Source organism: Flagellimonas ochracea (assembly GCF_009903685.1).
GTDB classification, from domain to species: domain Bacteria; phylum Bacteroidota; class Bacteroidia; order Flavobacteriales; family Flavobacteriaceae; genus Flagellimonas; species Flagellimonas ochracea.
Map to the genome: position 1 here is coordinate 72,961 of NZ_JAAABI010000008.1, position 13,086 is coordinate 86,046.

At 39.7% G+C, this 13,086-nt stretch carries 8 protein-coding genes; 7 read left to right on the forward strand and 1 reads right to left on the reverse strand.

The genetic code is table 11. The features are described 5' to 3' along the window. Window positions 1–2: 2 nt before the first annotated feature. The 7 genes from GTQ34_RS15595 (at window position 3) to GTQ34_RS15625 (ending at window position 9,964) form a co-directional block, all read left to right on the forward strand. Complete coding sequence (locus GTQ34_RS15595) at window positions 3–1,253, forward strand: efflux RND transporter periplasmic adaptor subunit (protein WP_166524731.1); 1,251 nt, start codon at window positions 3–5, stop codon at window positions 1,251–1,253. A 13-nt stretch (window positions 1,254–1,266) separates the two neighbouring features. After that, window positions 1,267–1,962, forward strand: a complete 696-nt coding sequence (locus tag GTQ34_RS15600) for an ABC transporter ATP-binding protein (RefSeq protein ID WP_166524732.1) — start codon at window positions 1,267–1,269, stop codon at window positions 1,960–1,962. A 32-nt stretch (window positions 1,963–1,994) separates the two neighbouring features. Continuing rightward, a complete protein-coding gene (locus tag GTQ34_RS15605) occupies window positions 1,995–4,394 on the forward strand; it encodes an ABC transporter permease (RefSeq protein WP_166524733.1) in 2,400 nt (799 codons plus the stop codon). A gap of 22 nt (window positions 4,395–4,416) precedes the next feature. Beyond that, the gene (locus GTQ34_RS15610) at window positions 4,417–6,849 is read left to right on the forward strand and encodes an ABC transporter permease (RefSeq protein WP_166524734.1); all 2,433 of its coding nucleotides are present in this window, start codon (window positions 4,417–4,419) and stop codon (window positions 6,847–6,849) included. A 10-nt stretch (window positions 6,850–6,859) separates the two neighbouring features. After that, complete coding sequence (locus GTQ34_RS15615; protein ID WP_166524735.1) at window positions 6,860–7,531, forward strand: ABC transporter ATP-binding protein; 672 nt, start codon at window positions 6,860–6,862, stop codon at window positions 7,529–7,531. A gap of 644 nt (window positions 7,532–8,175) precedes the next feature. Next, window positions 8,176–8,478, forward strand: a complete 303-nt coding sequence (locus GTQ34_RS15620) for a hypothetical protein (protein ID WP_166524736.1) — start codon at window positions 8,176–8,178, stop codon at window positions 8,476–8,478. 136 nt (window positions 8,479–8,614) lie between these two features. After that, a complete protein-coding gene (locus GTQ34_RS15625; protein WP_166524737.1) occupies window positions 8,615–9,964 on the forward strand; it encodes a sigma-54-dependent transcriptional regulator in 1,350 nt (449 codons plus the stop codon). On the opposite strand, the gene GTQ34_RS15630 is transcribed toward GTQ34_RS15625, so the two are convergent. Next, entirely contained in the window at window positions 9,939–12,392 is a 2,454-nt protein-coding gene (locus tag GTQ34_RS15630) for a hybrid sensor histidine kinase/response regulator (protein ID WP_166524738.1), read from the reverse strand. The genes GTQ34_RS15625 and GTQ34_RS15630 overlap by 26 nt on opposite strands. Window positions 12,393–13,086 lie beyond the last annotated feature (694 nt).

Below are 13,086 nucleotides of genomic sequence, written 5' to 3' on the forward strand. Positions count from 1 at the left end.
AAATGGATATACAATTAGAAAAAAGAAAAGGATTGCGCCCAAAACACTATGGATATATAGCGCTGGGAGCTTTGATATTGTTCGTGGGATGGAAATTGTTGTTCGCCAATTCAATCTCCACGTTTAGAACTGAAAAGGACAAATTATCCATTGCCACGGTGATCGATGGCAAGTTCGATGATTATATCACCATAAATGGTTCTGTAGCTCCTATTTCCACTATTTATATGGATGCTTATGAAGGTGGCAGGGTTAGCGAAAAACTAGTAGAAGAGGGAGCGATGGTGCAGCAAGGGGACATTATTCTGAAACTGGAAAACATGAACCTTTACGAGCAGATTTTGGCCAGCGAGAGCAACCTCGCCCTAAAACAAAATGATCTGCGTTCCACGCGTCTAACATTTGATTCCAGACAGGTAGAAGGGCGTAGAACCTTGGCAACCACTAGTACCGATTTACAGCGTTTAAAGCGGAACTTTGAACAGAACAAAGCCCTTTACGAGGACGAATTGATTTCAAGAGAAGCGTATCTGACCTCCAAAGAAAACTATGAACTGGCTCAAAAACAATATGAAATTGTAAAACTGCAGACCGAACAGGACGATGCGCTCAGAAAAACTTCATTATCAGGACTGGACACAGACCTTGAGCGAATGAAAAAAACACTTTCCATGGTGTATCAACGACTGGACCATCTTAACGTAAGGGCTCCAGCGGATGGACAATTGGGTTTTTTGGATGCCGAAATCGGTCAAAACATAGCGCAAGGACAACGCATCGGCCAAATTAACGTGTTGACAGATTTTAAAATCGAGGCGGCTATTGATGAACATTATATCGACCGTGTCAAGCGTGATTTAACTGCATTGCTGGAACGAAATGATTCCATCTATCCACTTCGTGTCCGCAAAGTATATCCGGAAGTCAGAAATGGTAGGTTTCAAGTTGATCTGGTATTTACAGAAAGCAAACCAGAAACTATAAGAACCGGACAAACCTACAATATCAAATTACAATTGGGTGCTTCAAACGATGCGCTCCTTTTACCAAAGGGGGGATTCTTTCAAAGTACCGGAGGACAGTGGGTGTTCGTAGTTGACGAAAATGGCGCGGAAGCGCTAAAGCGTGATATACGCATAGGAAAGCAAAACTCAAGATACTATGAGGTTTTAGAGGGCTTGGAACCTGGCGAAAAAGTAATAACCAGTAACTACGACAGTTTTGGACAAGCGCAACGAATTGTGTTAAAATAAAATCAATCAAAAAATGATACAGATACAAAATTTAAAAAAGAGTTTTAGAACAGAGGAGGTAGAAACATTGGCCCTGAACAATGTGAACTTAAAAGTGGAGGAAGGTGAGTTTGTTGCCATTATGGGCCCTTCGGGTTGTGGCAAATCAACGTTACTAAATATTATTGGAATGTTGGACAACCCTACCGAGGGCAGTTACAACTTTGCTGGTCACGAAGTGGCTGGGCTAAAGGAGAGTCAACGGACCCAATTGCGAAAAGGGAACCTTGGATTTGTATTCCAAAGTTTTAACCTAATTGATGAGCTTACGGTCTTTGAGAACGTAGAATTGCCTCTTATTTATTTGAAGATGAGCAAAAGTGAGCGCAAAGAGAAGGTGATGGCTGTTTTGGAGCGTATGAAAATAGCTCATCGTAGAAATCATTTCCCGCAACAGCTTTCAGGGGGGCAACAGCAAAGAGTGGCTATTTCACGGGCGGTGGTCACCAATCCTAAGTTGATCTTGGCCGATGAGCCTACAGGAAACCTGGATTCTAAAAACGGAATCGAGGTCATGAACCTCTTGACCGAACTAAATCAAGAGGGTACTACCATTGTTATGGTTACCCACTCGGACCGTGATTCACACTATGCTCACCGGGTGGTCAACTTGTTCGATGGCCAAATAGTCACCGAAAGTCAAAATAGAGCGATCGGAGCTACCGTATAAGGAAGTTTATTCATCAATCAATTCAATCAATCATGATCAAGAACTATTTCAAAATCGCATGGAGAAACCTTTTAAAGAACAAAGGATATTCCATAATTAATGTAGGAGGGCTTGCATTGGGTATGGCCGTTACGCTGATTATTGGTCTTTGGATCTATGATGAGCTTACCTATAACAACTATTATGGGAACAAAGATAAGATAGCACAAGTATTTCAATCCCAAACCTTTAATGGCCAAACCGGAACAGGGCCTGCCATTCCACTTCCTCTTGAACCCGCCTTGCGTGACGGCTATGCGGACTATTTTAAGCATATAATGATGTCCTCATGGACCCAGGACAGTTATATCAAGTATAAAGAGAGCAACATTTCAAGGCCAGGGAACTATATGCAGCCCATAGCTCCAGAATTCTTAAACCTTGAAATACTAAAAGGTGAAAAAGAGGGTCTTCGTGAAATTAATTCCATCATGCTTTCAGAATCTACCGCAAATGCCCTTTTTGGCGATGAGGATCCCATTGGAAAGGTGGTGAAAATAAGTAACCAGTATGACCTGATGGTCACCAGCGTTTATAAGGATATTCCCTTTAACAATGCATTTCACGATACGGATTATATAATTCCATGGGATAACTACGTGGCCCGATGGGAATGGATTAGGGAATCGTTGGACAATTGGGGCAACAACTCCTTTCAGCTATTTGTACAAATCGCGGACAACACCACCTTTGAAAATGTTACCAATGCCATCATCGATGTTAAAAAAAATGCCGATGAGGAAGTGGAAGAGTTCAATCCGAGGATATTTCTGCTTCCTATGGAAGATTGGCATTTGAGGAGCAATTTTGAAAATGGAAAACAAGTAGGAGGGCGCATCAAATATGTATGGCTTTTTGCCATCATTGGTTTTTTTGTGCTCATATTGGCATGTATCAATTTTATGAACCTGAGCACGGCAAGGTCAGAAAAAAGAGCTAAGGAAGTTGGCATTCGGAAGTCCATTGGTTCGCAGAAAGGGCAATTGGTATACCAATTTTTAAGCGAATCCTTTTTGGTGGTGCTTTTTGCTTTTGTTGTGGCTGTCCTCATTGTGCTACTTTCTTTAAATGGATTCAATGAATTGGCCCGAAAGGAAATCAGCTTTCCCTGGCAAAATGCCAATTTTTGGTTGATTTCTTTAGGTTTTGTTTTATTTACAGCTTTACTGGCGGGTAGTTACCCTGCGCTTTACCTATCGTCTTTTAGACCCGTTGAGGTGTTGAAAGGAACGTTTCAGACCGGAAAATACTCGGGTTTGCCACGAAAGATTTTGGTGGTGCTGCAATTTACAGTATCTGTTGCTTTTATTATAGGTACGTTCATTGTGATGCAGCAAATTAATCATGCCAAAAATCGACCTGTTGGGTATGAAAAAGAAGGGCTGATCCAGATACCCACATTTGCAGAGGAGTTTAGTGGTAAGACTGATTTGATGCGAAACGAGTTCATAAAATCAGGGGCTGTCATTGAGATGGCCACTTCAAGCAGTCCGACGACAAGAATATGGTCGAACAGAAGTGGTTTTACATGGGAAGGTAAACCCGAAGGGTTTCAAGAGGACCTGGCCTGGACCGAAGTTTCCTCGGAATATGCTAAGACACTCAACCTTAAGATTGTTGAAGGAAGAGACTTTTCAAGGGAATTCGCTTCTGATTCTTTGGGCGTGTTAATCAATGAAACAGCAAAACGCTATTTAGGAATGGAAAATCCCGTTGGTAAGTTCCTAAAAGATTCCGATGAAGAAGATCCCAATCCCCCATTAAAAATTATCGGCGTGGTCGAAGATATGATAGCCCAATCACCTTACGAACCGGTAAAGCAAGGAGTCTATGTGTATGATAGGGAAGATAATTTCAGCTATTACAATCTTCGGTTGAACCCCAATAAAAGCGCAAGCCAAAACATTGCGATTATAGAGCGTGTCTTTAAGCAGCATTTTCCGGACATTCCTTTTCAATACGAATTTGTGGATGAAGAATACGGAGAAAAGTTTGCAGCTGAGGAACGTATAGGAAGTCTTTCTGGAATTTTTACCGCTCTGGCCATTTTAATTAGCTGTTTGGGCTTGTTCGGACTCACTTCTTTTGTTGCCGAACAGCGAACCAAGGAAATTGGGGTCCGAAAGGTGTTGGGTGCCACAGTGTTCAATGTGTGGAACATGCTTTCCAAAGACTTCTTGAAATTAGTGATAATCTCTTGTTTTATTGCCGTTCCCATTGCCTACTATGTGATGAATGGTTGGCTGCAAGAGTATCCCTATCGGGTCATATTAAAGTGGTGGATTTTTGCCTTGGCTATGTTGGGGGCCATGGGCATTACATTACTTACAGTAAGTTTTCAGGCCATACGGGCCGCCAAACAAAACCCTGTTAAAAGTTTACGTACAGAATAAAATCATCAAAAAACGAACAGTCATGTTTAAAAATCACATTAAAATCGCTTGGAGAAGCCTAAAAAAGCAACCTTTTTTTACTTTTCTCAACACTTTTGGCCTTGCTATTGGTATGACCGGTGCATTATTGATTTCATTGTTCATATATGATGAGCTGAGTTTTGATAAAATGTTTGCTGATGCCCATCGCATTTATCGAATAGATGCAGACATCAAGTTCGGGGGAGCAGAAATTGATGCCTCGCAAACGTCTGCACCGATGGCAGGAACTTTACAACGAGATTTCCCTCAGGTTGAATCTACCGTTAGGTTTCGAGACCAAGGGAGCATGCTCTTAAAAAAGAGTGGTACTGTGGCCAATACCAAAGAACTTCGAGCCACATTCGTTGATTCCACTTTTTTTGATTTTTTCGGAGTTAAGTTGTTGTTTGGGGATACAAAGACCGCACTTACCCAACCAAACACCTTGGTGTTGACCAAAACAGCTGCGGAGAAGCATTTTGGAGTGAAAAATGCCATCGGGCAAAGTCTTATTCTAGACAATACGGACACCTATACGGTGACCGGGGTAATTGATGATCTACCTAAGAATTCTTTCCTAAGGGATCACAGCGTCTTTATGGCAATGGCAGGATTGGCGGACTCTCGTGAAGATCTTTGGGGCAATACGAACTATTATACCTTCATCAAGCTCATACCCACTGCCAAGATTGAAGATTTTCAAGCTCCATTGCAGTCCATACTGGAAAAATACCTGCTTCCATGGGCACAACAGGTTTTTCCGGGCCTTACAATGGAATCATTCGCGGCATCAGGCAACTATTACAGATACCATAGCATGCCCCTCACTGACATTCATCTTTACTCCAACCGACAATCCGAAATGAGTGCCAACAGTAGCATTCAAAATGTCTATATCCTTTCATTTATCGCACTTTTCCTGATTGTTTTGGCCAGTGTGAACTTTATGAATCTCTCGACGGCCCATTCTTTAAAAAGGGCAAAGGAGGTCGGCATCCGCAAAACGTTGGGGTCAAAAAAATTGGATTTGGTAAGTCAGTTTTTAACTGAATCAGGATTGATTTCCTTTATTTCATTGCTTTTGGCTCTAGTTTTGACTTTGTTGGTACTTCCTCTTTTTAATGACCTGTCAGGTAAATCGATTTCCCTTCCCTACGAGAGTCCTTTTTTCTGGTTGATTTTATTGGTTGCAACAATTTTGTTGGGACTTTTCTCTGGAAGTTACCCTGCTTTTTTCATGTCGCGTTTTATGCCTGTAAAAACTTTAAAAGGGGGAGAGCAAAAATATGCTGGAGGCGTAAGCATTCGAAATGCCTTGGTTATATTTCAATTTGCCATTTCGGTTTTTTTAATCATTGCCACGCTTGTCGTTTACCAACAATTGGATTTTATTCAGGGCAAGGACCTTGGCTATACAAAAGACCAGATAGTGTTAATTGATGACACCTTTGCAGCTGGAAATCAAGTGGATACTTTTAAGGAAGAGGTTGTTAAACTGGGAAAAGTTCAAAGTGCTACCCTGAGCAGTTTTTTGCCAACACCTTCTGCACGCTCCAACACTTCCTTTTTTAAGGAGGGTTCCAGGGAGCAAGAAAATGCCATTCAGATGGAGATCTGGAGTGTTGATGAAGATTATATTCCAACCTTGGATATGGAGCTTGTGGCAGGCCGTAATTTTGACGACCGCTTTGGTACCGATTCCGCGGCAGTAATCATCAATGAGGCAGCCCTCCCTGTTTTGGGTATAGGAGCCAATGAAGTTCTGGGCACACGGATTTCTCAGGACATAGAGTCGGAAGAGGCGGAATATTATACCGTAATCGGTGTGGTCAGAAATTTTCACTATGAATCACTACGGGAGCATATTGGAGCATTGTGCCTTTTGATGAGGCGGTCTACCGGGAATATGGCCGTCAAGTTAAGCGCCGGAGACTTTCCCAAAACAATCGTAAATATTAAGACCATCTGGGAGGAACTTGCCCCAGGCCAGCCCTTTAATTATCGTTTTATGGATGACTCTTTTAATACTGTCTATGAAACCGAACGGCAATTGGGTAAGATTTTCATGGTCTTTTCCGTACTCTCCATTCTGATTGCCTGCTTGGGGCTTTTTGGTCTGGCCGCTTTCAATGCCCAGAAAAGAACTAAGGAAATTGGCATACGAAAAGTTCTGGGAGCCAGTATTGAGCAAATAACCTTTAGGCTAACTACCGATTTTGTTAAAATGGTAAGTGTGGCAATACTCATATCATTACCACTAGGCTGGTTTGCGATGAATAAATGGCTGCAAGATTTTTCATATAGAATACAAATTGCATGGTGGGTATTGGCCTTGGCAGGATTTCTGGCCTTGACTATTGCCGTATTAACAGTAAGCTATCAAAGCATCAAAGCTGCAATTGTGAATCCGGTGAAGAGTCTGAGAACTGAATAACAAATCAATTATGCTTCTACAACTCAAAAATATTTTTAAATGGGTCAACTCTGGCGGCCAACGGATTTTTCTGTTAAAGGATATCAATCTGTCCATGGCAGAAGGCGAATTTATCTCAATCATGGGACCTTCCGGTTCAGGAAAATCGACTTTGCTCAATGTCATTGGGATGTTGGATACTTTTGATGAAGGTGAATATCATTTTCTAAATGAATCTGTGCATGCCCTAAAAGAAAAACATCGCTCCAATTTGTATAAAGAATATATCGGCTTTGTCTTTCAATCCTATCATTTACTTGATGACCTTACCGTTTATGAAAACCTAGAAATGCCCTTGCTCTATAAAAAGTTAAAAGGGCCGGTAAGAAAGGCTATGGTAGGCGATATGCTCGACCGCTTTGGTATCGTTGGGAAAAAAGATTTGTTTCCTGCTCAATTGAGCGGTGGACAGCAACAGTTGGTTGGTGTTGCAAGAGCTTTAATCGCTAAACCCAAGCTCATTCTGGCCGATGAACCCACTGGAAATCTCAACTCCCAACAAGGTGAGGAGATTATGAAACTTTTCAAAAAGTTGAATGAGGAAGATGGTGTGACCATTATTCAGGTGACCCATTCCGAAAAGAATGCAGCCTATGGTTCGCGCATTATTAGTTTGTTGGATGGACGGAAAATAGCAGACTAACTATTTCAAATGGATTACTTAAAACCAAAGGAAATAAAAAAAGCCTGCAAACAAATAAATTATTGGCTTTTTGAAGATTGTATGAAGTCGTAAAAGCGATCAACTGGGGTTGTGGTATTAATCATGATCATTTGATGTTAAAAGTTTTATCCATATGGATGCTCCTAGTCTCTGGGTAAAACACTTGTTTGCTTCCCTATTTTCAAAGAACTGATATAACCATCAGTTTAATTAAACTTTTTTAGCTGTTTCCATATTAGAAGATTGTTTATAATCCAAGTTATTTTTTTAAGCTAATGCTCTTATAAAAATTGGTTTTATAGCCGATAAGTATGACAGAAAGGTAAGATAGGTTGGCAAGCCTTCAATTAAAACTGAATTAGTTCTGTTTTACACTTAAAAGGTGGTTTTTTTATCTACTCCTCTCTAGCCAGCAACAAAAATTCGTGCTTTTATGTTCCCAATTATGTATAGTATTTACTCACTTTCAACGGTCTGGTAAACAGATTTACACAAGTCCTTAAAAATGAGGTTTATTGTAATAAGCTTATAATCAAACTCTTAATTTAAATATCATATTAGTTGGGTTCTTTGGTATTGATTTTTCATATAAAAACTGAGTTTAACAATTAAAATCATATACCATGAAAAATTTAGTTTTTGCAACCGTACTAGCATTTGTAGGAGTCACCTCTTATGCCAATGTAGATTCCCCAGAATTGGAAATAGATGTAGCAACCGTGATAGTTGCCCAGGATTTTGAGGAAATTAGCGTCTCCGATCTTCCTACGGCAGTTACTTCGGCTGTCGCGGAGAATTATCCCACTGCCAAAATCGATAAGGCATACAAGAATGAAACCGACCAGTACAAGTTGGAGTTATCTCTTGAGGATGGGACAAGTGGAACCGTATATGCCGACGCTGAAGGAAATTGGATTGAGATGTGAGTTAGTTTTGGTAACCTTTTGGTTAGTAAGTTTGGTTGGAAGGGGCTGCCTTGGGGCGGTCCTTTCTTTTTGTGACAATTTTATAAGATTGGTACAATCTCAAAAACAATTGGTATCGTATATTAGATACTGAGATATGCCCAAAATCTTAATCATTGAGGACGATACTTCCTTTTGTCAAATGCTACAGAAGTTTTTGACCAGGCATCGATTTGATGTGTCTATTAGCTATTCCCTTAAAGAGGCACAAGGAAAACTCCGTGAATCAATTTTTGATGTAATTCTATCTGATGTAAGACTTCCTAAAGGGGACGGAGTTGTTCTACTTTCCAAAATAAAAGAAGAATACCCCCAAACTCAAGTAATCCTAATGACTGGGTATGCTGATGTGAAAACTGCGGTAAATGCTATGAAAAAGGGCGCTTTCGATTATGTTACCAAACCATTTACCCCAGATGAAATCTTGTCTGTTATCACAAATGCATTAAACATTGTCTCTCTCAAGGAATACAGAAATCCAGCTATAAAGAAAGATGCACCCCGAGAAGAAACAAGTAAAAGATATTTTCTGGTCGGCGAGAGTGAAAGCTCGAAAAAACTTCAACAATATATGAATTTGGTGGCTCCTACCAATATGTCCGTTCTATTGACTGGGGAAAGTGGAACTGGAAAGGAAGTAACGGCAAAAGCTATCCATCAAGCCAGTAACAGGAAGAATCAAAGTTTCATGGCGGTTGACTGCGGGGCCATACCCAAAGAAATAGCCACAAGTGAATTTTTTGGACACGTTAAGGGTAGTTTTACTGGTGCCATGGAGGATAAAATAGGTCACTTTGAAGCGGCCAATGGGGGCACACTTTTTTTGGATGAGGTAGGAAATCTGTCCTATGAGCATCAAATTCAGTTGCTGAGGGCTCTCCAAGAGCGAAAGATAAAACGTGTGGGCAGCACCAAGGAAATCTATCTAGATTTGCGTATCATTGCCGCCACCAACGACAATTTGATGGAAGCGGTTGAAAAAGGCAATTTTAGAGAGGATTTGTATCATAGATTGAATGAGTTTTCTTTAGAAGTACCTTCGCTACGAGATAGAAGAGAGGATATCCTACTGTTCGCAAATTATTTTTTGGATAAGGCAAACAAGGAGCTGAACAAGGAAGTAATTGAATTCTCTGTAGAAACAAAGCAAATTCTCCATAATTACCCATGGCCAGGAAATCTCAGGGAAATGAAAAATGTAATCAAACGTGCTGTTCTATTTACCGAAGGAAGCATCATGTATCCTGATTCCATAGCTGAAGAAGTGGTTCAAAGTCCAAATAGGACAGTGCAACCCAAAATGTTTTCAAAGTCTGAATTTGAAAAGGAAAGTATATTGAACGCCCTAAAACAGGCCAATTTCAACAAAAGTAAAGCGGCCAAGATTTTGCAAATAACCCGAAAGACTCTTTATAATAAAATTAAGCAATACCACCTTGAAGCTTGACCAGATAGCAGCGAATTTCTTTTTCCAATTTGTGCAGAATTGCTCTTAATTCCAAAAGTTTATTGAATACTTTCTCAGCTTCGGCGTCATCTTCAAGTACTTCCAGACTCTCCAAAATGGGAACCACACTATGTATTTCCAATTGCCTGGACATCGACAACATTTTATGCGATATGCACCGTATATCTTCATAATCATGACTATTGACAGCAGAAAAAAGCATTTCCAAATTTTCAATTGTAGTATCCAAAAATACCTCCAAGACTTGTTTTATGGACTTGGTGTTATCCAAAAAAGTTGAAATACCGGCAATGCCGAACAGCAAGCTTTCAGGTTTCGGTATAAAAAAGTCAGACCCACTTTTTTCCTTTTTTTTAGTGCCAGTTAGGCCCAAGGCATTCAATAAGGAGGAATAAGTTAACGGTTTTTGGAGCACGTCCTTGAATCCCGCATCAATATAAATTGATTTGTCATAGACCCGTTGTCCGGTCATGGCGATAACAGGATTGACATACTCCCATTGATGTAACTTTTTTAATACAAAGAAACCATCCATCTTCGGCATTTGGATGTCGGTAAGGACAACATCATATTGATGGAACTCTGAAGTGGAAACATCCATGAAATCTGATACTGCTCTAACATGTATCTCATTGATTTTACAAATCTCTGTGATTAATCTCAATAGCGTGTCATCGTCATCAAGAACTAATACCGATAAGGGCTGGCTTGCAAAATTTTTCTTTTTGGAAATGCCAGTTGACCTGTCTTTTTCTGAAAACTCAATAGGGATATTGATTGAAAAAGTACTTCCTTTATCTTCTTTACTTTTCAGGGTCAATGTCCCTCCTAGGAGTTCGGTCAATTTTTTGGATATGGTGAGCCCCAAGCCGTACCCACCTTTTTTTTCTTCTGTAGCATCCATTACCTGGGTAAACTCTTGAAAAATTAATTTCTGTTTTTCCGGCTTGATTCCTATTCCAGTGTCTATCACGTCAATCTTTAACCAGGCCACATCTCTTTTTTCTTCCACCAAAGCCGATACTTTTACATGGCCCGAATCTGTGAACTTAAATGCATTTCCAATAAGATTGGCCAAAATTTGCCGAATACGAAACGGGTCGCTGACAATTGGCCTTCTTAGTTCCTCCGATATGTCTAGCTTAAGTTCAATATCTTTTTTGACTTGTATATCATTAAAGTACACCACTGTTTCACTGATTAGTTGAGGAAGCATAAAGGGTATTTTTTCAATAATGACCTGGCCTGCTCCCAACCGAGAGTAATCCAAAAGGTCGTTCACTAAGCTTGCCATATATTCCGAAGCAGATTTCACATTGTTTAGATAACCCAATTGTTTCGAACTGATTCCACTATGCTCCATTAATTCAGAATATCCATTGATTGTACTCAAGGGCGTTCTGAGGTCGTGGCTTACCGTCGATATCAATTGTTCCCTGCTCTTCAAAAGGGATTCGGAGTATTTCTTTTCTTTTTCCAGTTGTTCCCGATAAAGCTGGATTTTCCAGTAATCTTTTGATATCAAAAAGGTAAAAAGGATGACCATCATCAATCCTAGTATTAAGGCACCACCCGCCAACCGGGTACTTCTTTTTAGCATTTTTTCTTGATTGACGTTGTCCAAATATGCATTTTGAGCCATTTCTCTTTCAAAATCAGCTAGTATACTCCGCATCTTTTGGGAGAGTTCTAAGTCAGTTCGGTAGATTTGGAGCTCTTTTTTAATCAGGGAGCGTTCCATGATTGCCATTTCGACCTTGGCCCTGTTCAATATGGATTTGGATACTTTCAGAATGGAATCAATGTTGTTGGCATCAGTATTTTCATTTGAAATAGGAATGTTCTTGTTCAATATGGTCACATAGTCCCTAATGGATTTTTGGGCTTTGGGGGTCAATTGTCCAAAATTAGGGGCAAATGTCTCCGGTGTAATTCTTCCCATCTTCACCTCCATTTCATGGAAGGCACTCAAAACGGAGTCGAGGGAGGCTCCATTTTCGTTTTTCACCTTAAGTTTTCGAAGCTCGGCATTATTGAAAACTTTTTGTTTCAACAGTTTCTGTACGCTCTCCAATTTGGAAACTTGGTTTTCTTGTTTAGTGTTCTCAGAAGATTTCAAAGAATCAATAAGCTTATTTATGGTGTCGACCTTTTTTGCAAAGGCCTTCAAATCCTGGGTCTTTTTACTCTGCAAAGCCAATTTTGACAAGCTTTCAGCTTCATACAGGTTGGTTAGGAGCTTATTGGTCCTTAACAACTTAATGTTGCCATCCTCTTGGTTTTGGCTGGAAGCATAGCTTTTGAGCTCGCCATAAATGAAATAAGCGGCAAGTATGGCCAGAATGCCAAGTACCACATAACTGAGTATGATTCTTAGTGTAAATCTTTCTTTTGACCTAGGACGCATATCAATATATACGCATTGGCGTTAGTAGTGTGGTCGTTATGAAAAGTTAATTTTTTGTAGAACATAATGGGTATTTATTTGAAATATTATGGACTATAGAATAAAGGACATTGAATACAGCTCGAATTGAAAAATGAAAACCGAATTAAGTTGGCATTTATGAACACTCTGATTAAAATCTTTTACGTCGCCAACAATTTTTATTTTAATCGCACGCAAAATTTCTGCTGTTATCTTGATTTAAAATTTTAGATAGACACATGCGGAAATTGAACTTTAGGAGATAACCTCTTGGAATCTAAAAGAATCGGAAATTTCTTGTATAGTTTATAGGCGGAGGGAAGTCTCAAGTAAAGTTGACTTTATGGTAGCAATAATTGGTTTAAAGCAAAGTGGTCATTTCAGACATTTTTACAAAATTTACTTAAGGATAGAGTTGCAATAATGATTGCTTTGACCAAAACAGAGATTTGATCTTGGTTTTAATTAGCAATTAACTTGTTTATCCTGTTCCATTTTAATGTTTATATCCCGAAGTAAATAAGCCCAGCTATGGTCCATAACAATAACTATTGCTGCAGTTTTAGATATTTTTTTGGAATGATTTGGAGAGGATAATTGTAAGTAGTAGAAAGAACCCTGTCCCAGATTGCTTCAAAAAGAAATAAACTTTGATTCTAGCCTTGTATTATCT

Coding starts and splice junctions, on each gene's coding strand:
- GTQ34_RS15595 (WP_166524731.1), top strand. CDS start 3: ATGGATATACAATTAGAAAAAAGAAAAGGATTGCGCCCAAAACACTAT.
- GTQ34_RS15600 (WP_166524732.1), top strand. CDS start 1,267: ATGATACAGATACAAAATTTAAAAAAGAGTTTTAGAACAGAGGAGGTA.
- GTQ34_RS15605 (WP_166524733.1), top strand. CDS start 1,995: ATGATCAAGAACTATTTCAAAATCGCATGGAGAAACCTTTTAAAGAAC.
- GTQ34_RS15610 (WP_166524734.1), top strand. CDS start 4,417: ATGTTTAAAAATCACATTAAAATCGCTTGGAGAAGCCTAAAAAAGCAA.
- GTQ34_RS15615 (WP_166524735.1), top strand. CDS start 6,860: ATGCTTCTACAACTCAAAAATATTTTTAAATGGGTCAACTCTGGCGGC.
- GTQ34_RS15620 (WP_166524736.1), top strand. CDS start 8,176: ATGAAAAATTTAGTTTTTGCAACCGTACTAGCATTTGTAGGAGTCACC.
- GTQ34_RS15625 (WP_166524737.1), top strand. CDS start 8,615: ATGCCCAAAATCTTAATCATTGAGGACGATACTTCCTTTTGTCAAATG.
- GTQ34_RS15630 (WP_166524738.1), bottom strand. CDS start 12,392: ATGCGTCCTAGGTCAAAAGAAAGATTTACACTAAGAATCATACTCAGT.